Annotated in this window: 17 protein-coding genes and 1 pseudogene; 5 read left to right on the plus strand and 13 right to left on the minus strand. The window is 70.4% G+C overall.

Annotation, left to right across the window (positions count from 1 at the left end):
- The 11 genes and pseudogenes from EOINJALH_RS32465 to EOINJALH_RS00890 form a co-directional block, all read right to left on the minus strand.
- Positions 1–349, minus strand: a pseudogene (locus EOINJALH_RS32465) (hypothetical protein); the annotation flags it as partial.
- A gap of 12 nt (positions 350–361) precedes the next feature.
- Complete coding sequence (locus EOINJALH_RS00845; RefSeq protein WP_088278419.1) at positions 362–2,146, minus strand: ExeA family protein; 1,785 nt, start codon at positions 2,144–2,146, stop codon at positions 362–364.
- Between the two features lie 29 nt (positions 2,147–2,175).
- Positions 2,176–2,862: an HAD family phosphatase gene (locus tag EOINJALH_RS00850; protein WP_088278420.1), complete on the minus strand. Its 687-nt coding sequence runs from the start codon at positions 2,860–2,862 to the stop codon at positions 2,176–2,178.
- A 16-nt stretch (positions 2,863–2,878) separates the two neighbouring features.
- Positions 2,879–4,252: an aldehyde dehydrogenase family protein gene (locus EOINJALH_RS00855; protein ID WP_088278421.1), complete on the minus strand. Its 1,374-nt coding sequence runs from the start codon at positions 4,250–4,252 to the stop codon at positions 2,879–2,881.
- Positions 4,253–4,255: 3 nt separating this feature from the next.
- Positions 4,256–5,074, minus strand: coding sequence for a gamma-glutamyl-gamma-aminobutyrate hydrolase family protein (locus EOINJALH_RS00860; RefSeq protein ID WP_088278422.1), 819 nt, complete (start codon positions 5,072–5,074; stop codon positions 4,256–4,258).
- Positions 5,075–5,076: 2 nt separating this feature from the next.
- Positions 5,077–6,210 carry an iron-containing alcohol dehydrogenase gene (locus EOINJALH_RS00865; RefSeq protein WP_088278423.1) on the minus strand — a complete coding sequence of 378 codons (1,134 nt, stop codon included), beginning with the start codon at positions 6,208–6,210 and terminating at the stop codon, positions 5,077–5,079.
- Positions 6,211–6,239: 29 nt separating this feature from the next.
- Entirely contained in the window at positions 6,240–7,682 is a 1,443-nt protein-coding gene (locus EOINJALH_RS00870; protein ID WP_234413588.1) for a glutamine synthetase family protein, read from the minus strand.
- A gap of 18 nt (positions 7,683–7,700) precedes the next feature.
- Complete coding sequence (locus EOINJALH_RS00875) at positions 7,701–8,825, minus strand: 2-aminoethylphosphonate--pyruvate transaminase (RefSeq protein WP_088278425.1); 1,125 nt, start codon at positions 8,823–8,825, stop codon at positions 7,701–7,703.
- Positions 8,826–8,838: 13 nt separating this feature from the next.
- On the minus strand, positions 8,839–10,545 hold the full coding sequence (locus EOINJALH_RS00880) for a putative 2-aminoethylphosphonate ABC transporter permease subunit (protein WP_234413589.1): 1,707 nt from the start codon (positions 10,543–10,545) through the stop codon (positions 8,839–8,841).
- The gene (locus EOINJALH_RS00885) at positions 10,542–11,615 is read right to left on the minus strand and encodes a putative 2-aminoethylphosphonate ABC transporter ATP-binding protein (RefSeq protein WP_404872720.1); all 1,074 of its coding nucleotides are present in this window, start codon (positions 11,613–11,615) and stop codon (positions 10,542–10,544) included. The genes EOINJALH_RS00880 and EOINJALH_RS00885 overlap by 4 nt, the downstream gene beginning before the upstream one ends.
- 25 nt (positions 11,616–11,640) lie before the next feature.
- Positions 11,641–12,702, minus strand: a complete 1,062-nt coding sequence (locus EOINJALH_RS00890; protein WP_088278427.1) for a putative 2-aminoethylphosphonate ABC transporter substrate-binding protein — start codon at positions 12,700–12,702, stop codon at positions 11,641–11,643.
- Between the two features lie 189 nt (positions 12,703–12,891).
- Between EOINJALH_RS00890 and EOINJALH_RS00895 the strand changes: the two genes are divergently transcribed.
- From EOINJALH_RS00895 to EOINJALH_RS00915, 5 genes are read left to right on the plus strand one after another with little or no spacing between them, the layout of a single operon-like run.
- Complete coding sequence (locus EOINJALH_RS00895) at positions 12,892–13,623, plus strand: phosphonate utilization associated transcriptional regulator (RefSeq protein ID WP_234413590.1); 732 nt, start codon at positions 12,892–12,894, stop codon at positions 13,621–13,623.
- The gene (locus EOINJALH_RS00900; protein ID WP_088278429.1) at positions 13,616–14,902 is read left to right on the plus strand and encodes an alkaline phosphatase family protein; all 1,287 of its coding nucleotides are present in this window, start codon (positions 13,616–13,618) and stop codon (positions 14,900–14,902) included. The genes EOINJALH_RS00895 and EOINJALH_RS00900 overlap by 8 nt, the downstream gene beginning before the upstream one ends.
- A gap of 2 nt (positions 14,903–14,904) precedes the next feature.
- Complete coding sequence (phnY, locus tag EOINJALH_RS00905) at positions 14,905–16,335, plus strand: phosphonoacetaldehyde dehydrogenase (RefSeq protein WP_234413591.1); 1,431 nt, start codon at positions 14,905–14,907, stop codon at positions 16,333–16,335.
- Positions 16,336–16,359: 24 nt separating this feature from the next.
- Positions 16,360–18,033, plus strand: coding sequence for a Na/Pi cotransporter family protein (locus EOINJALH_RS00910; protein ID WP_088278431.1), 1,674 nt, complete (start codon positions 16,360–16,362; stop codon positions 18,031–18,033).
- Positions 18,034–18,043: 10 nt separating this feature from the next.
- Positions 18,044–18,916 (plus strand): EamA family transporter, encoded by an 873-nt coding sequence (locus tag EOINJALH_RS00915; protein WP_088278432.1) that lies wholly within the window; start codon positions 18,044–18,046, stop codon positions 18,914–18,916.
- A 31-nt stretch (positions 18,917–18,947) separates the two neighbouring features.
- Here the strand turns inward: EOINJALH_RS00915 and EOINJALH_RS00920 are convergent, their stop codons facing one another.
- Together EOINJALH_RS00920 and EOINJALH_RS31545 are read right to left on the minus strand one after the other, a co-directional pair.
- Positions 18,948–19,307 (minus strand): DUF1508 domain-containing protein, encoded by a 360-nt coding sequence (locus EOINJALH_RS00920; RefSeq protein ID WP_158219602.1) that lies wholly within the window; start codon positions 19,305–19,307, stop codon positions 18,948–18,950.
- Positions 19,291–19,616, minus strand: a 326-nt coding sequence (locus EOINJALH_RS31545; protein WP_199873111.1) for a hypothetical protein, incomplete at its 5' end; no start/stop codon positions are given. The genes EOINJALH_RS00920 and EOINJALH_RS31545, both read right to left, overlap by 17 nt.

The following is a 19,616-nucleotide window of genomic DNA, read 5'->3' on the forward strand; positions in this document are numbered from 1 at the left end:
TCGCCACCCGAGCCATCGCTGCCCGCCACGCCACCGCCCGCCGCGGCACGGTCCGAGCCGGTGCGGACGGGGCGGTCGCCGGGCCCGCGCCCGACGTCGAGGCGGTCGGCGCCCTTGCCGCTGGGGTCGGCGACGGTGCCTGCTCCCGCCCCCCGGCGCCCCATTGCCACACCCAGGGCACTGCGAGCCCGGCCGCCAGGCCCGCCGCCAGCCCGAGCCAGGGCCAGGTGCGCCTGCGCACGGGGGACAGCTCGGCCGCCGGCATCGCCAGCCGGGTCTGCAGGTCGGGGGCTGCTGCGGCGGCGCGTTCGCGCTCGGCACGGCGAAGGGCATCGAGGATGTAGGACATCGCGGGCGCCCGTCAGTCGATCAGCCGCGGCCCGCCGCCGTGGGCGGCGTGCTGCAGGTGCATGATGGTCATGGCGCCGGCCTGGCCGTCCGCCGGCAGGCCTTGCGCACGCTGAAAGGCCTGCACCTGCTGGCGCAGGGGCGGCTGGCTGGCGACGCCGGCGGCCGATGCCGCGCCCGCCTCGCCGCGTGCGCGGCGCAGTTGCTCGGCCAGCCAGGCCTCGTCGACGCCCACCGCCACGCCGTCGGCATTGAACCGCGTGCCCGGCGGCTCGCGCCACAGCGTGCCGAAGGCCTCTCGCCAGCCGGCGGCGAGGGTCGGCAGGGCCACGCGGACCTGCCGCTCACCGATGCGCACCGTGGCCGTGGCCGTCGACAGGCCTTCGAGCACCACGAAGCGGCCAGCGCCGTCGCTGCCCTGCAGCGGCAGGATGGCCGGGCGGCCCAGCCCGCGCAGCACGGCCATCGAGCCGGCCCGCTTCAGGCAGTGCAGCCCCTGCGAGGCCAGCGCCGCGCAGGGCGGCAGGCCGTCGGGCGGCGACGCGTTCCAGTGGCGCGACAGCAGGCGCCAGGCGGTCGATTCGTCGCGGGGTGCGTTGTCCAGCGCGGCGGTGAAGGCGGCCTCGTCGAGCAGCGGCAACGCCGCCGCGGCCGGCACGGGCAGAGGTGCCGGGCCCGACGTGGGGCCGATGGCCAGGCCCACCGAAACCGCCTGCGAGGCCTGCGAGGCCGGCGCTGCCGAGGCCAACGGCGGCGAAAGCGACGACCCCGAGGCTGCGGCACCGGCGGCGAGGCCCTGGCCGTCGGCCGCGGGCCCGGGCACCGGTGCCGCGGCGCTGGTCTTGCCCGTGGCCAAGCCGCTCCAGCGGCTGCCCACCCAGGCGGAGCCCAGTGCCAGCGCCGCGCCTCCCAGCACCAGCCCTGCCGCCACGCCCGCGCGGCGTCCCCCGGGGGGCCGCCGTGCGTCGCCCCGGCCGTCGGGACCGAACACCTCGCGCGCGGCCTGGTCGACGATGCGCGCGCCGACGTCGTGCCGGCCTTCGGCATAGCCGCCCAGCAGCGCGCGGTCGCACAGCAGGTTGATGCGGCGCGGCACGCCGCGGCTGTGGCGGTGGATGCGCCGCAGCGCGGCAGCGTCGAAGGGCAGGGTTTCGCCGGCGCCGGCCACCGTCAGGCGGTGGCGCACGTACTGCGCGGTCTCATCGGCCGACAACGGGCCGAGGTGGAAGCGCGCCAGCACGCGCTGGGACAACTGCTCCAGCTCGGGCCGCGCCAGCTTGTCGCGCAGTTCGGGCTGGCCGATCAGCACGATCTGCAGCAGCTTGTGCTCGTGGGTTTCCAGGTTCGTGAGCAGTCGCAGTTGCTCGAGCAGCGCGAGCGACAGGCGCTGCGCTTCGTCGACGATCAGCACGCAATGGCGGCCGGCGGCATGCGCGGCCAGCAGGAAGCCGTTCAATGCGTCGACATGGTCCTTGATGCTGGCTGGGCGCTGCGCGTCGTCGGGCACCAAGAGGCCGAACTCGGCGTTCACCGACTGCAGCAACTCGCGCACGCTCAAGCGCGGGTTGAACAGGTAGGCCAGGTGGCACTGCTCGGGCACCTGCTCCAGCAGGCTGCGGCAGACGGTGGTCTTGCCCGAGCCGATCTCGCCGGTGAGCACGACGACGCCTCCACCGCTGCCCACGCCATAGCGCAGGTGGGCGAGGGCTTCGCGGTGGCGCTCGCTCAGGTAGAGGAAGCGCGGGTCCGGGGCGATCGAGAACGGCGGGCGATCGAGGCCGTGGAAGCGCAGGTACATGGTGCCGGCATTGTCGTGCCGTGTTGGAGTCAGTCGCCGCGCCGCTGCAGCGCCAGCACCTGCCAGCCGCGCTCGGCGGCGATGGCGGCCAGGCGCTCGTCGGGGCACACGGCCACCGGGTGGCGCACGGCCTCGAGCAGGGGCAGGTCGTTCATCGAGTCGGAGTAGAAGGTCGACACGCAGTCGTCCAGTGCCATGCGCCGCTGGCTCAGCCAGTCGTGCAGGCGCGCCACCTTGCCGTCGCGCATGTTGGGCGTGCCCAGCGTGCGGCCGGTGAAATGCTCGCCGTCGCCCTGGCCGACGCGCTCGCATTCGGTGGCGATGAGGTGCGGGATGCCCAGGTGCGCGGCGGTCAGTTCGGTGATGAAGCGGTTGGTGGCGGTGCTCATCACCACGAGTTCGCCGGCGTCGAGGTGGCGGCGCACCAGCGCATGCGCATCATCGGCCAGGCGCGGCGCGATCACCTCGTCGAGGAAGCGGCGGCGCAGCGGCTCCCAGGCCACGCGGGGCCGACCGGCCAGCGTGGACACGTAGAAGGTGCAGAACTCGGCCACCGTCACGCTGCCGGCCTGGTAGCCGTGGGCCATCGCGTCGTTGCGTGCGGAAAAGGTGGCGCGGTCGAGCACGCCCTGCGCCATCAGGAACTCGCACCACAGCACGTCGCTGTCGCCGTCGAGCAGCGTGTGATCGAGGTCGAAGAGGGTCAGGCGCAGCATGGCGAGGTCTCGACGCTCAGGCCTGCCGGAGATGCCAGGCCTTCGGGCGCGTGAAGGTCTGGATGCCGTGGCGCGACAGCGTCAGGCCCACGCCCGAATCGCCCTGGCCCGACCAGGGCAGGCGCGGGCTGACGCGGTCGCAGCAGTTCCAGTACACGCTGCCGGCATTGACCCGGGCGAGCAGCTCGCGCGCCTTGGCCTCGTCGCGTGTGTACACGCCGGCGGTCAGGCCGTAGCGGGTGTCGTTCATCAGCGCCACGGCCTCGTCGTCGCTGGCCACCTTCTCGATGCCGACAATGGGGCCGAAGCTCTCTTCGCGCATCACCTCCATCGCGTGGGTGGCGTTCGTCAGCACGGTGGGCTCGAACCAGTTTCCCGGGCCCGGCAGCACCCGGCCGCCGACGGCCAGCGTGGCGCCCTTGGCCACCGCGTCGGCCACCTGCGCCTGCAGCACCTGCAGTTGCGGCGCGCGGGTGATGGCGCCGATGTAGCTGCTGGCGTCCATCGGGTCGCCGCGCTTCATGCCCTGCACCGTGGTCACGAAATGGTCGACGAAGGCATCGTGCACCGCCTCGTGCACGTAGATGCGCTCGACCGAGCAGCAGCCCTGGCCGGTGTTGTACATGGCGCCGTCGGCCAGCGATTCGGCCGCCGCCCTGGGGTCGGCGTCGGCGCGCACGTACATCGGGTCCTTGCCGCCGAGCTCCAGCTGCAGCTTGACCATGCGGTGGGCCACCGCCTGCGCGATCTTCACGCCGGTGGCGTGGCTGCCGGTGAAGAACACGCCGTCGATGCGCTGGGCCAGCGCGGCCACGCCCACGTCGCCACCGCCCACCAGACACTGCATCGCGTCGGCCGGCACGCCGGCCTCGTGCAGCAGGCGCGTGATGTGCAGGCCGGTGAGCGCCGCGTGTTCACTGGGCTTGTAGAGCACCGCATTGCCGGTGAGCAGGGCCGGCACGATGACGTTGCAGCCGACGAACCAGGGGTAGTTCCAGGCCGAGATGTTGAGCACCACGCCCAGCGGGATGTGGCCGATCTGCTCGTGCATGCCGCCACCGTCGAACACATGCTCGTCGCGCACCGCCGATTCGGCCTCTTCCATGAAGAAGTCCAGCCGCGGCAGCAGGCCGTTCAGTTCGTTGCGCGACAGCGCGATCGGCTTGCCGGTCTCCTGCGTCATGGTGGTGGCCAGCGTCTCGATCTGTGCCACCACCGCGGCGCGGAAGCGTTGCATCACGGCCACCTTGTCGGCGATGGGCACCGCGGCCCAGGCGGGCTGCGCGGCGCGCGCGGCGGTGGCCTTGGCGGCCACCGAGGCGGCGTCGTCGGCCGGCAGCGTGGTGACGAGCGCACCGGTGGCGGGGTTGTGGATGTCGAGCGTGGGCATGGGTCAGCCTCTGGAACGGTAGGGTGAGCGGGCCGCGCGACAGGCGGCGAGAAAGTCCTGCAGCATCGGCGTGTCGTCGATGGTGGCGGGGTCTTGCGGATCGTGGAACTCGGGGTGCCACTGCACGCCGGCCACCCAGCTGCCGCCGTCGGCCCGGCGGATGGCCTCGACCATGCCGTCCTCGGGGCAGCGCGCCTCGACGATGAAACCCGGCGCCAGATCCTTGATGCCCTGGTGGTGGATGCTGTTGGCCACCGCGCGCGGCACGCCGGGGTACAGGCCCGCCAGGTGGGTGCCGGGCAGCAGTTCCACTTCGTGGAAGTGGCGCTCGTACATGCCCAGCTCGCGGTGCGCGCGCGCCTCGGGCCGCTGGCTGCCGATGTCCTGCCACAGCGTGCCGCCGAACATCACGTTCAGCAGTTGCAGGCCGCGGCAGACGCCGAACACCGGCTTGCCGGCCTGCACGAAGGCGTCGATCAGTTCGATCTCATACTTGTCGCGCACCGCGTCGCCGGCCCAGTCGGGGTGCATCGGGCGTTCGCCATAACTCTCCGGCGCCACGTCGTTGCCGCCCTGCAGCACCAGGCCGTCCAGCGCGTCGGCGTAGTCGTGCAGTTCGAGGTCGCTGCGCATCACGATGCTGTCCTTGGTGACGGCCGGGATCATCACCGCCATCGCGTGGCCGGACAGCACCCAGTGCGCCACCGATTGCTCCAGGTAGTGCAGCGTCTTGGTGAAGACGCCCGGCAGCGCGCCCTGCGAGCCGGGGTAGTAGATGCGCGCCGAGACGCCGATCAGCAGCGGTTTGTCGGGGCCGGCCATCGTCACATCGCCTGCCGGAACAGGCGCTCGTAGTCGGCCGGGGTGGCCGGGCGCGGGTTGGTGCCGCCGGTGAAGTCGGTGGCGGCCAGCGGCACCAGCCGGGGCAGCAGGGCCTCGGTGACGCCGCGCGAGGCCAGGCCGCCGGTGATGCCGATGCGCGCCTTGAGCTGTCTCAGCCAGGGCACGAAGGCCGCGCCACCGCCATGCACGCCGGCGGCGTGCGACAGCTCGTCGAACTTGGCCGGCACGGCCTCGCGGTTCCAGGCCAGCACGGGTTCGATCATCAGCGCGTTGGCCAGGCCATGGTGCATGTCGCACACCGCGCCCAGCGCATGGGCGCAGGCGTGCACCGAGCCCAGGTCCTTCTGGAAGGCGATGGCGCCCATCATCGAGCTCATCATCATGTCGGCGCGGGCCTTCAGGTTGCCGGGTTGGGTGACGGCGTCGAACAGCGCGTGGGCGCCGATGCGCAGGCCCTCGAGCGCGATGCCGTCGCACAGCGGGTGGTAGGCCGGCGACAGGTAGCTCTCGATGTTGTGGGTGAGCGCGTCCATGCCGGTGGCGGCGGTCACGGCGGCGGGCAGCGCCAGCGTGAGCTCGGGGTCGGCGAACACGGCGCGGGCCAGGATCTTGGCGTTGAACACCGTGCGCTTGTGGTGGCTGTCGTTCTCGCTGACCACCGCCGAGCGGCCGACCTCGGACCCCGTGCCCGAAGTGGTGGGCAGCGCCACGTAGTAGGGCAGTTCGTTGACGATGGGCCGCACCGACGGGTGGTCCCACACGTACTCGAGTACGTCGCCCTCGTGCGTGGCCATCACGCCGACGACCTTGGACACATCGAGCGCCGCGCCGCCGCCGAAGCCGATCACGCAGTCGGCCCCATGCGCCTTGAACGCTGCCGCGCCGGCCATCACCTGCGCGCAGGTCGGGTTGCCGAAGACGCCGTCGAACACCGCCACGTCCAGCCCGCCGAGGTGGCTCTGGAACTCGGCCAGCACCGGCAGCGCCGACAGGCCGCGGTCGGTGACGATCAGCGGCCGCTCGCAGCCCTGCTCCAGCAGGTGAGCGGCCACCGCCTTGCGCGCACCGGCGCCGAAGTGGATGGGGGTGGGGAAGGCGAATCGGGAGATGGTCATGACGAAGTTCGTGGTGGTAGAGGCCGGCTCTAAATGATTTCGAAGTAGCGCTTCAGTTCCCAGTCGGTCACGGCATCCTGCCATTGCCGGTATTCCCAGACGCGCGTGGCGGCGAAGTGGTCGACGAAGGTGTCGCCCAGCCAGTCGCGGGCGATGGCCGATTGCTTGAAGGTGTGGGTGCTGCGCAGCAATGAGCGCGGCGCGCGCGGGATGTCGTCGGCGCCCTGGTTGGTGCCGGTGATCGGCGGCGCGGTGAGCTTCAGGCCCTTCTCCACGCCATGCAGGCCGGCGGCGATGACCGCAGCCATGGCCAGGTAGGGATTCACGTCGGCGCCGGGGCAGCGCGTCTCGAGCCGCGTGGCCTTGGGGCTGCCGGCGATGACGCGGAAGCTGGCGGTGCGGTTGTCCAGCCCCCAGGTGGGCTTCACCGGCGCCCAGAAGCCGTCGACCAGCCGCTTGTAGCTGTTGATGGTGGGCCAGAACATCGGCGCAAAGTCCATCAGGCAGGCCACCTGGCCGGCCAGGTAGCTCTCGAACAGAGGGCTCATCGAGCGCGGGCTCTTGGCGTCGTAGAACAGGTTCTTCTTGCCGTCCGACAGGCTCTGGTGGATGTGGCCCGAGCAGCCCGGCAGCGCCTGGTTCCACTTGGCCATGAAGCTGGGCATGATGCCGAAGCGCTTGCCGATCTCCTTGGCGCCGGTCTTGAACAGGATGGCGCGGTCGGCCGCCTCCAGTGCCTCGCTGAAGGTGATGGCCACTTCGTAGACGCCCGGTCCGGTCTCGGTGTGCAGGCCTTCGATCGGCACGCCGAAGGCCAGCATCTCGTCCATCAGCGCATTGAAGAAGGGCCGGTTGTCGGCCATGCGCAGCAGCGAGTAGCCGAACATGCCGGGCGTCAGGCTCTCGGGCCCCACGCCCTTCTTGGCCGCCCAGCTCTGCGGCGTCTCGGCAAAGTTGAACCACTCGAACTCCATGCCGGCCATCGGCAGCAGGCCCAGCGTCTCGGCGCGTTTGAGCACGCGCTTGAGCGTCTGCCGCGGGCAGATGGCCAGCGGCGTGCCGTCGGCGTTGACGAACTCGCCCAGGAAGAAGGGCACGTCGCCGTCCCAGGGCACGTGCCGCGCGGTGCCCAGGTCCAGCCGGGCCAGCGCGTCGGGAAAGCCATGGTGCCAGCCGGTGACCTGCGTGTTGTCATAGCACACATCGTGCGCGTCCCAACCGAACACCACGTCGCAGAAGCCGAAGCCGCTGTCCGCCGCGCCGAAGAACTTGTCCTTGTGCAGGTACTTGCCGCGCAGGATGCCGTCGATGTCGCTGACCGCGACCTTCACCTTGTTGGCGCCGGACTCGCGGACGGCGGCCACGGCGGGGTGGTCCGGGGCAGGCGACGGGCGGCCCCCGGGCTTGTTCATGCCCTTGGGGGGTGACCGGCGCGACGCGGGGGTCTCGGGGCTGTTCCTCTTGCTGGCCATGGGGTGTCCTTGCAGGGGTCAGAGTGCCGGCGCACCGCTGGCGATGCCCATGTCGCGCAGCGTGTCGGCCACGGCCTGCACGGCCTGGCGCATCTCGTTGCGGCCGATGGCGCCGATGCAGCCGACGCGGAAGGTGTCGATCTCGGTGAGCTTGCCGGGGTAGAGGATGAAGCCGCGCTGCTTGGCTGCGTCGTAGAAGCGCTTGAACTCGTAGCGCGCATCGGCCGGCGCATGGAAGGTGACGATGATCGGCGCCTGCACCTCGGGCCGCAGGAAGGGCCTGAAGCCCAGTTCGCCCATGCCCTCGAGCAGGGTCTTGCAGTTGTCCACGTAGCGCGCCAGCCGGGCCGGCTGGCCGCCTTCCTCGACGAACTGGTCGATGGCCTCGGCCAGTGCCACCAGCACGTGGGTGGGTGGCGTGAAGCGCCACTGGCCGGTCTTTTCCATGTAGGCGTGCTGGTCGTGCAGGTCCATCGCCAGGCTCTGGCTCTGGCCGGCGCAACCGGGCAGGATGGCCTGCCGCAGGAACACGAAGCCCATGCCCGGCACGCCTTCGAGGCACTTGCCGCTGGCGGCCACCAGCGCGTCGAAGCGGGTGCGGCGGGCATCGATCAGCAGCGCGCCGAAGCTGCTCATCGCATCGATGATCAGGCCCTTGCCATGGCGCTGGCAGACGTCGGCCACCTCAATCAGCGGGTTGAGCACGCCGGTGCCGGTCTCGCAGTGGATCAGCACGACGTGGGTGATGCTGGCGTCGGCCTTCAGGCGTTCGTCCAGGGCAGCGGGCGACACCGGCTCCTGCTCGGCGAAGGGCAGCACCGTGGCCCGGCGGCCCATCAACTGCGTGAGCTTGGCGGCGCGCTTGCAGTAGGCGCCGTTGTCCAGCACCAGCACATGCCCGTCGCGCGGCACCACGGTGGCCACGGCCGCTTCGACGCTGAAGGTGCCGCTGCCCTGCAAGGGCACCACGGTGTGGCTGTCGTGGCCGTTCACGATGTCGAGCAGCGCATGGCGCACCCGGGCGGTGACGGCGATGAAGTCGGCGTCCCACGAGCCCCAGTCCTTCAGCATCGCGAGCTTGGTGCGCAGGCTGGTGGTCAGCGGGCCGGGGGTCAGCAGAATGCGGTCGCGGTCCATCGTCATGTCTCCAGATTCGTCAAGGCTGTTTCCAGGCCTGGGTGCGCCGATCGACCCACCACGACAGTGCCATGAACAGCAGCGTGGCCACGGTGTTGGCGGCGGCGATCAGCACGGCCATCGCGGCGGCGGCGCCGATCTCGCCGGCCTCGTCGAGGTTGAGGATGGCGATCGAGGCCACCTTGGTCTCGGGTGAGTACAGGAACACCACGGCCGAGATGGTGGTCATCGCGTTGATGAAGAAGTAGCGCGCGATGTCCACCAGCGCCGGCGTGCAGATTGGCAGCGTCACGCGCCAGAAGGCCTTGTAGAACGGCACCTTCATCGACGCCGACACGGCCTCGAACTCGGGGTCCAGCGCCTTCAGCGCCGTGACGGCCGTGAGGTGGCCGGTGGTGTAGAAATGGACGATGGTGCACACGGTGAGCAGCGTCAGCGTGTGGTACAGGCCGTTCAGCGGGTTGCCCGGCTCGTTGAAGAAGAAGATGTAGCCCAGGCCCAGCACCAGCCCCGGCACTGCCATCGGCAGCATGGCCAGCAGGCGCACCAGGCTGCGCACGGGCCGCGCGCCCTGGGTCTTCTCGAGCAGGTAGGCGCCGACGAAGACCAGCAGCGTGCCCACCACCGCGGTGCCGGCGGCCATCGACAGGCTGTTGACGAAGGCCTCGCCCACCTCGGCGTCGACCAGCCCCATCGTGTAGTGCTTGAAGCTGGGCGCCAGGTTGTAGGGCCAGAAGGTGGCGAAGGAGGCGAACACCGCCATGCCCAGCATCGCCAGGATCAACGCGCACACGGCCACCACGTACAGGCCCATCAGCCCGTCGAACAGGGGTGCGCGCTTCGGGCGATAGGGCACGGCACGCGCGGTGAGCATCGCGGTCTGCTTGCGGCTGACCCAATGGTCGACCGCGAAGGTCAGCACCGCCGGCGCCAGCAGCAGCAGCGCCACCACCGCGCCCTGCTGGAAATCCTGCTGGCCGATGACCAGCTTGAAGACGTCGGTGGCCAGCACGTTGAAGCTGCCGCCGATGACCTTGGGGATGCCGAAGTCGGTGACCACCAGCGTGAAGGTGACCAGCGCGGCCGAGATGAGGCCGTACTTGGCGCCGGGCAGCGTGATGGTGAAGAACTTGCGCCGCGCGCTGGTGCCCAGCGCGTCGGCGGCCTCGTACAGGCGGGCATCGGCGGCGGTGAGCGCGGTGACCAGGATCATCAGCGCATGCGGGAAGGTGGAGAAGGTCTCCGCCAGCACGATGCCCGGTGCGCCGTAGATCTGCTCGATGCCCAGCGCCGTGAGCCACGACTTCAGCAGTCCCTGGTTGCCGAACCAGTGGATCAGCGAGATCGCCGACAGCAGCGACGGTGCCAGCAGCGGCACCAGCGTGATGGTGCGGGCCAGGCCCTTGTAGGGCATGCAGCTGCGCGTCAGCGCATAGGCGAAGCCGAAGGCCGTGGGTACGGTGAGCAGCGTCACCAGCCCGCTGACCCACAGGCTGTTCCACAGCGAATCGAGCAGCGCCGGCGTGCGTGCGTACGCGATGAAGTTGGCCAGGCCGACGAAGCGGCCCTGCGCATCCTGCACGGCCTTCTGCAGGATGGCGCCCAGCGGCGCGGCCAGGAAGGCCAGCAGGGCCAGCGCCACCCCCGCCAGGGCGAGGTGGGCCAGGAGCTCGGTCCAGTGCACGCGCTGGCGCACACCCGGGAGGCCGAGCGCCAGCGTCGTCACGCAAACACCCGCATGCGGTCGGGCAGCAGGCGCAGCGGCAGGCGGCTGCCCACTTCCAGTTGCGCCTCGGCCAGGTAGTTCAGCGACAGGTAGACGGTGAGCTGGTGCGCGCCGAGCCGGTCGGCGCTGACGCGCACCAGGCAGTACGGGCCCATGAACTCGATCTTGTCGATGCGGGCCTCGAAGACGTTGGGGTCGCCCTCGGGGATGGGGCGGGCCAGCACGTCCTCGGGCCGCAGGTACACGCGCAGCTCGCGCCCGGCGGCGTGGCCGTCGAGCGAGGCGTGCTCGCAGCGGAACACCTGCTCGCCGACGCGCACGCCGCCGTCCTGCGGCGTGGCCGGCAGCGCATTGATGCGGCCGACGAAGTCGGCCACGAACAGCGTGGCCGGGTCGCGGTACACGTCCATCGCCGTGCCCACCTGCTCGATGGCGCCATGGTTCATCACCACGATGCGGTCGGCCACCGCGAAGGCCTCTTCCTGGTCGTGCGTGACCATGATGGTGGTGACGCCCAGCGTGCGCTGCAGGCTGCGGATCTCTTGCCGCAGCTTGACGCGGACGATGGCGTCCAGCGCCGACAGCGGCTCGTCCAGCAGCAGCAGGCTGGGCGAGGTGGCCAGCGCGCGTGCCAGCGCGATGCGCTGCTGCTGGCCGCCCGACAGCTGCGCGGGGTACTTGCCCTCGCTGCCCGGCAGGCCCACCAGCGCCAGCAGCTCGGTGACGCGGGCGCGCGCCTGGGCCTTGGGCACCTTGCGGTTGACCAGGCCGTAGGCCACGTTGTCGGCGATGCTGAGGTTGGGGAACAGCGCGTACGACTGGAACACGATGCCGTAGTCGCGTTCGGCCGGCGGCAGCGTGGAGATGTCGCGGCCGGCCAGCTCGATGCGGCCGGCGGTCTGCACCTCGAGCCCGGCGACGATGCGCAGCAGCGTGGTCTTGCCGCAGCCCGAAGGCCCGAGGAAGCAGACGAACTCGCCCCGGGCGATGTCCAGGTCGATGCCCTTCAGCGCGGTGAAGGCGCCGAAATCCTTGCGGATGCCGGTCAGCCGCAGGTAGGGATCGCTCACGCTGCGCAGACCGCCGGTGAGGGGATCACTTCTTGGGTTCGCTTTTCGCGTTGTAGCGCTTGGTCCACTCGGCCAGGATGCGTTCGCGGTTCTCGGCGGCCCAGCCGAAATCCATCTTCACCAGGCGCGCCTCGTAGTCCTTGGGCACGTTGGCCAGCGGCGCGGCCACGCCCGGCTGCGCGGTGATGGCGAAGTTCTTGCCGTACAGCAGCATCGCGTCCTTGCTCGAGGCCCAGTCGGCCAGCTTGCGCGCCGCCTCGACCTTCTTGGTGCCCTTGTGGATGGCGAAGGCCTCGAGGTCCCAGCCCAGGCCTTCCTTCGGGAACACCAGGTCGATCGGCGCGCCCTTGGCCTTGTTGGCGTTGGCGCGGTACTCGAAGCTGATGCCCACCACGTACTCGCCCGAGGCCGCCATGTTGCAGGGCTTGGAGCCCGAGTGCGTGTACTGCGCGATGTTCTCGTGCAGGCCGTCCATGTACTTCCAGCCGCCGCCCTTGCCGCCGTCGTCGCCAAACAGTTTCAGCCAGGCGGTGACGTCGAAGTAGCCGGTGCCCGACGAGGCCGGGTTGGGCATCACGATCTGGCCCTTGTAGGCGGGCTTGAGCAGGTCCTTCCAGGTCTCGGGCTTCGGGATGCCCTTCTTCTGCGCCTCGACGGTGTTGAAGCACACGGTGGCGCCCCACACGTCCATGCCGAACCAGGCGGGCGGGTTCTTCTTGTCCCGGTACTGGCTCATGATCGCGTCGAGGTTCAGCGGCTTGTACGGCTCGAGCATGCCGTTGCGGTCGAGCAGGGCGAGGCTGGACGCAGCCACGCCCATCACCACGTCGGCCTGCGGGTTGGCCTTCTCGGCCAGCAGCTTGGCGGTGATGACGCCGGTGGAATCGCGCACCCACTTCAGCTCGATGTTGGGTTCGACCTTGTTGAACCCCTCCTGGTAGGCCTTCAGCTGGTCGGTCTCGAGCGCGGTGTAGACCAGCAGCGTGGTCTTCTGGGCGGCGGCGGGCAGGGCCAGCGCCAGCAGGGCGGCGGTGGCAAGCCAGTGGGCCCTGGCATTGAGCCAGTGGGCGGTTCCCGGGGTTCGCATGGGGTGAAGCTCCTTGGGTGGAAGGGGGTCGAGAAAAAGGCTCGAGCATGCACCGCCGGGCATGACACGGCCGTGACGGCACCGCGGTCGACCTGGGCGTGGGGTCAATCTAGCGGTGTGTTTCCCTGTGTGTCAACGGTATTTTGCCGATTGTTGACAATTGACGATTCCGACATTCCAATGCGGTGCATGTCCGCCCTGCTGCATCCGACGATTGCCCTGCTGCAGTCCAGTTCGCTCACCTCGGTGGTGCAGAAGGAGATCGAGCGCCAGATCCTGCAGGGCACACTGGCCCCGGGGTCCAAGCTCATCGAGGCCGCGCTGGCGTCGCAGCTGGGCGTGTCCCGCGGGCCCGTTCGCGAGGCCTTCCGCATGCTGGAAGAGGCCGGCCTGGTGCGCCAGGAAAAGAACCGCGGCGTCTTCGTGCGCGACATCCCGCTCGACGAGGCGGTGGAAATCTACGACCTGCGCGCGATGATGGACGAGTCGGTCGGCCGCCACCTGGCCTTGCACATCGCGCCCGAACAGCTCAAGGCCGTGCGCGGCATGGTCGACGCGATGGAAAAGGCGGTGAAGGCCGGCGACGCCGACGGCTACCACCTGCTCAACCTCGAGTTCCACGACCGCCTGGTCGAGTTCACCGGCAACCGCAAGCTCACCGCCATCTACCGCCGGCTGATCAACGAGCTGTCGCTGTTCCGGCGCATGAACCTGGCCGATGCCAAGCTGCTGCCGATCTCGGCCAGCGAGCACCGCGCCATCGTCAAAGCCATCGCCAGTGGCGATCCCGACGCCGCCGGCCAGGCCATGCGCGACCACGTGCTGGTCAGCAAGGAACGCACGGTGCGCAACAACACGCCGCAGCAGGTGCCCGACGCGGCGCCGGCGGCGGCCCGACGAAAGGCCCTGACCCATGCTTGAAGTGAACGGCCGGCGCTACCAGCTGCCGAAGCAGCCCACGGTGGTGGTGTGCGTCGATGGCTGCGAGCCCGACTACCTGGCCCAGGCCGTGGCCGCCGGCCGCATGCCCTGGATGAAGCGCACGCTGGCCGAGGGCACGGCCCTGGTCGCCGACTGCGTGGTGCCCACCTTCACCAACCCGAACAACCTGTCCATCGTCACCGGTGCGCCGCCGTCGGTGCACGGCATCTGCGGCAACTACCTCTACGACACCGAGAGCGGCACCGAGGTCATGATGAACGACCCCAAGTGGCTGCGCGCGCCCACCATCCTGGCCGCGCTGGCCAACGCCGGCTCGGTGTGCGCCGTGGTCACCGCCAAGGACAAGCTGCGCAAGCTGCTGGGCAAGGGCATGTTCGAATCCGGCTCTGCCGGTTCGAACGACTCCCCTCGGGGGACGGACGGCGCTGGCGCCGGCCAAGGGGCGCGGTCGAGCATCTGCTTTTCGTCCGAGAAGGCCGATGCCGTCACCGTGGCCGAGAACGGCATCGACGACGTGCTGGGCCTGGTGAAGCGGCCGGTGCCCGACGTCTACAGCGCGGCGCTGTCCGAGTTCGTCTTCGCCGCTGGCGTGGCGCTGATGGCCACGCGCCGGCCCGACGTGATGTACCTCAGCACCACCGACTACATCCAGCACAAGCATGCGCCGGGCACCGAGGGTGCCAATGCGTTCTACACCATGATGGACGGCTACCTGGGCCAGCTCGAGGCCATGGGCTGCGTCATCGCGCTCACCGCCGACCACGGCATGAACGCCAAGACGCGCATGGACGCGTCGCCCGATGTCATCTACCTGCAAGACCGGCTCGACGGCTGGCTGGGCGCCGGCGTGGCCCGCACCATCCTGCCGATCACCGACCCGTACGTGGTGCACCACGGCGCGCTGGGCTCCTTCGCCACGGTGTACCTGCCGGCCGGGCGCGTGGCCGACGCGCAGGCGCGCATCGGCGCGATGCGCGGCATCGAGCGCGTGCTCACCCGCGACGAGGCGGCGCGGGTGTTCGAGCTGCCGCCCGACCGCATCGGCGACCTGGTGGTGGTGTCCGAGCGCTCGGTGGTCATCGGCACCGCGGCCGCGCGGCACGACCTGTCGGCGCTCGACGCGCCGCTGCGCTCGCACGGCGGTGTGTCCGAGCAGCGCGTGCCGCTCATCCTGAACCGCCGCATCGACGGGCTCGAACCCGAGCGCCGCTGGCGCAACTTCGATGCCTTCGACCTTGCACTGAACCGGGCGCAATGAGCATGATCATCGAATCCCTCCGCATCGCGGGCGAGAAGATCGGCGCCGACCGTGGCGGCGACCGCGCCATCGTCGTCGACAACCCCTTCACCGGCCAGCCGGTGGGCACGGTGCCCAAGGCCACGCTCGACGAGGTGCGCCGGGCCTACGACATCGCGCGCGCCTACCGGCCCGCGCTGAGCCGCTTCGACCGCGCCAACATCCTGAACAAGGCCGCGGCCATCGTGCGCAGCCGCACGGCCGAGATCGCCGCGCTCATCACGGCCGAATGCGGCCTGTGCCTGAAGGACAGCACCTACGAGGCCGGCCGCGTGGCCGACGTGCTGATGTTCGGCGCCAACGAGTGCCTGAAGGACGACGGCCAGAGCTACGCCTGCGACATCACCCCGCACGGCCGGCAGCGCCGCGTGCACACGCTGCGCGAGCCGCTGCTCGGCGTGATCACGGCCATCACGCCCTTCAACCACCCGATGAACCAGGTGGCGCACAAGGTGGTGCCCTCGGTGGCCACCAACAACCGCATGGTGCTCAAGCCCAGCGAGAAGGTGCCGCTGTCGGCGCTGATGTTCGCCGACATGCTGTACGAGGCCGGCTTGCCGCCCGAGATGCTGAGCGTCATCACCGGCGATCCGCGCGAGATCGCCGACGAGATGCTGACGAACCCCAACGTCGACCTCGTCACCTTCACCGGCGGCGTGCCGATCGGCAAGTACATCGCGGCCAAGGCCGGCTACCGCCGCATCGTGCTCGAACTGGGCGGCAACGACCCCATCGTCGTGATGGACGATGCCGACCTCGACGAGGCCTCGTCGCTGGCGGTGCAGGGCTCGTACAAGAATTCGGGCCAGCGCTGCACGGCCGTCAAGCGCATGCTGGTGCACGAATCGGTGGCCGCGCGCTTCACCGACCTGGTGGTCGAGAAGACCCGCGCGTGGAGTTTCGGCGACCCCGCCAACCCGAAGGTCGAGATGGGCACGGTGATCGACGAGGCCGCGGCGCGGCAGTTCGAGGCCCGCGTGGCCGAGGCGGTGTCGCAGGGCGCGCGGCTGCTGGTGGGCAACACCCGCGACGGCGCGCTGTTCTCGCCGACCGTGATCGACCGCGTCGACCCCAGGATGACCGTGGTGCGCGAGGAGACCTTCGGCCCGGTGTCGCCCATCATCACCTTCGGTTCGGTGGACGAGGCCATTGCCATCGTCAACGGCACGGCCTACGGCCTGTCGTCGGCGCTGTGCACCAACCGCATGGACGTGATCATGCGCTTCGTGAAGGAACTGCACGTCGGCACCGTCAACGTGCGCGAGGTGCCGGGCTACCGGCTGGAGCTCACCCCGTTCGGCGGCATCAAGGATTCGGGCCTCGGCTACAAGGAAGGTGTGCAGGAAGCCATCAAAAGCTTCACCAACCTGAAGACCTATTCACTGCCCTGGTGAGCCTGGTGCCATGATCCTCGGCCGATGATCCACTTACTGAATCTGTTGGCCGCGATCGCCCTGCTGGTGTGGGGTACGCAAATCGTGCGCACCGGCATCCTGCGGGTGTTCGGCGAGAACCTGCGCCACGTGCTGGCGGTGAGCATGGGCTCGCGGCCGATGGCCGTGGCCGCCGGCCTGGCGGTGACCAGCCTGGTGCAGTCCAGCACCGCCACCTGCCTGATCGTCTCGTCCTTCCTGGGCCGCCACCTGGTGCCGCTGTCGGCCGCGCTGGCGGTGATGCTGGGCGCCGACATGGGCACGGCGATGATGGCGGTGCTGTTCTCGTTCGACCTGTCGTGGCTGTCGCCCTTCCTGATCTTCGTCGGCGTGGTGATGTTCATCACCCGCGAGAAGTCCACCGCCGGCCGGCTGGGCCGCGTGGCCATCGGCCTGGGCCTTATCCTGATGTCGCTGCAGCTGATCGGCGAGACCACCAGGCCGCTGACCGAGGCGCCGCCGGTGCGCGCCCTGCTGGCCGCGCTGCCCAACGAGGTGATGCTCGACATCTTCGTCGGCGCGCTGCTCACCGTGCTGTCGTACTCCAGCCTGGCCATCGTGCTGCTCACCGCCACGCTGGCCTCGGCGGGCATCGTGCCCCCCACCGTGGCGCTGGGCCTGGTGCTGGGCGCCAACCTGGGCAGCGGCCTGCTGGCGGTGCTGACCACCGCCCGGGCGCCGATGGCCGAGCGGCGCCTGCCGATGGGCAACCTGCTGTTCAAGGGCGTGGGCTGCGTGATCGCGATACCGTTGATCCCGCACCTGTACCCCACCCTGACGCAATGGGTGCCGGTGGTGCACCAGCAGGTGGTGGTCTTCCACCTGGCCTTCAACGTGGCGCTGGCCATCCTCTTCGTCGGCCTCACCGGCCCGGTGGCCGGCCTGCTCGGCCGCTGGCTGGTGGCCCCCACCGTGGCGGGCACCGCGCGGCCCCGGCACCTCGATCCTTCCGCACTGGCCACGCCCTCGCTGGCCATCAGCTGCGCCGCGCGCGAGGCGCTGCACCAGGCCGACGTCGTCGAGACCATGCTGCGCGGCATCCACCCGGTGCTGCGCGACAACGACCTGCAACTCGCCGAGAAGCTGCGCGAGATGGACGACGTGGTGGACACGCTGTACACCGAGATCAAGCTCTACCTCACCCAGGTCTCGCGCGAGGCGCTGTCCGAGCGCGAGGGCCGGCGCTGGACCGACGTGATGTCCTTCACCATCAACATGGAGCAGATCGGCGACATCATCGAGCGCGTGCTGCAGGACATCGAGGACAAGAAGATCCGCCCGGCGCGGCGCTTCTCTGACGCCGGCATGGGCGAGATCTGCCACCTGCACGAGCGCCTGATCGCCAACCTGCGCCTGGGCATGAGCGTGTTCCTCGACGGCCACGTGCGCGATGCCAGCCGGCTGCTCGAAGAGAAGGCGCGGTTCCGCGACCTCGAGCACGAGTACGCGGCCACGCACATCGCGCGCCTGCAGGACCAGACCGCGCAGAGCATCGAGACCAGCTCGCTGCACCTCGACCTGATCAGCGACCTGAAGCGCATCAACTCCCACATCTGCTCGATCGCCTACCCCATCCTCGAATCCGCCGGTGCGCTCACCGCCACGCGCATCCGGCATTCGGCCTTGACGCCGCTGGGCGACGCCGAGCCGCGCCGATGACGCGCCACCGATGGCGCTGACCTGGCCGGTCGTGCTGGCGGTGCTGCTGGGCGCCGTGCTGCACGCGTCGTGGAACGCGCTGGTCAAGTCCAGCGGCGACAAGGAGCTCGACACCGCGCTGGTGCACTTCCTCGGCGCCCTGGTGGCGCTGCCGATGGCGCTGTGGGTGGGGCCGCCGCCGCTGGCCGCGGCACCGTTCATCGCCGCGTCGCTGATGATCCACATCGGCTACTACATCGCGCTGGCCGGGGCCTACAAGCACGGCGACCTGGGCCTCACCTACCCCATCATGCGCGGCACCGCGCCGCTGCTGGTGGCACTGGGCAGCGGGCTGGTGCTGGGCGAGGCACCCACGCCGATGGCCTGGGTGGGCATCCTGGGCATCACCGCCGGGGTGGCGCTGGTGGGCCTGTCGCACCCGGGCGATGCGCTGCACCACCGCACTGCGCTGACCTATGCGCTGGCCAACGCGATGATCATCGCGCTGTACACCTTCGTCGACGGCAAGGGCGTGCGCACCACGGTGGTCGACGGCCACAGCGCCGCGGCCTACGTGCTGCTGCTGTTCGTGCTGGACGGCATCCCGTACCCGTCGATCGTCTGGGCGCGGCGCGATGCCGCCGGCCGCCGCGCCATCCTGGCCTATGCGCGGCAGCGCTGGCCGCTGGCGGCGCTGGGCGGCGCCGCGTCGATCGGCTCCTATGCCATCGCGCTGTGGGCCATGACGCGCGCGCCGGTGGCCAGCGTCGCCGCGCTGCGCGAGACCTCGGTGCTGTTCGCGGCGGTGCTGGGCACGGTGCTGCTGAAAGAGCGTTTCGGCATGCAGCGCGCCATCGGCACCGCGGTCATCGTGGCCGGGGTGATGGCCTTGCGGCTGGCCTGACCGGGGCGGCGGCCGCCCCACCCGGTTCGCGTCAGCGCGGCGGCGGCGCCGGCACGGTGAGACCGCTGGCGGCGATGGTGGCCGTCGCGGCATGCCGCATCACCTGCTCGATGGCGGCCTCCATGGCCCAGGCGGTGGAGTGGATCTCGCTCTTGGCCAGCACCTCGCCGCTGGCGTCGTGCACGACGAAGTGCTGGGTGCCGCCGGCATCGCGGCGGCGCAGGTAGCGAGTGGCCAGCGGGGCGCTGCGCCGCAGGTGCCCGATGCCCGACAGCGCCTCGCCGGGGTCGCGGTAGATGCGGCTGGTCAGCAGCACGTCGCCGTGGCCGTCGCGCAGCACGAACAGCAGCGCGCCCGCGGCCACCGAGCCGATCTCAAAGTGGGCGGTCATGGCGCATCGGCAGGGGAATGTCGACCCGCAGCACCGGGCAGTGCGCGCGTCGATGCGCTGCGCTGTCGTCGCCCTTGGTCGCATCGGCTGCCGCCGGATGGCGGCGCGTGTCGCGCACCAGGTCTTGGTCGTCTCCCAGCCAGCCGCGCAGGGCCTCGACACGGCTGTGGTGGTAGCGCGCCGCGATCTCCTGCCAATCGCTGCCGGGCAGGCTGGGCGTGTCGAACGACCCCGGTGGCGGCGACGGGTGGCGCCGCCGCCACCAGACGAGCGCGCCGACGGCCAGGGCGACGTGCTGCTGACCAGCCG

This window comes from Ideonella sp. A 288 (genome assembly GCF_002198735.1).
Lineage (GTDB): Bacteria > Pseudomonadota > Gammaproteobacteria > Burkholderiales > Burkholderiaceae_C > Pseudaquabacterium.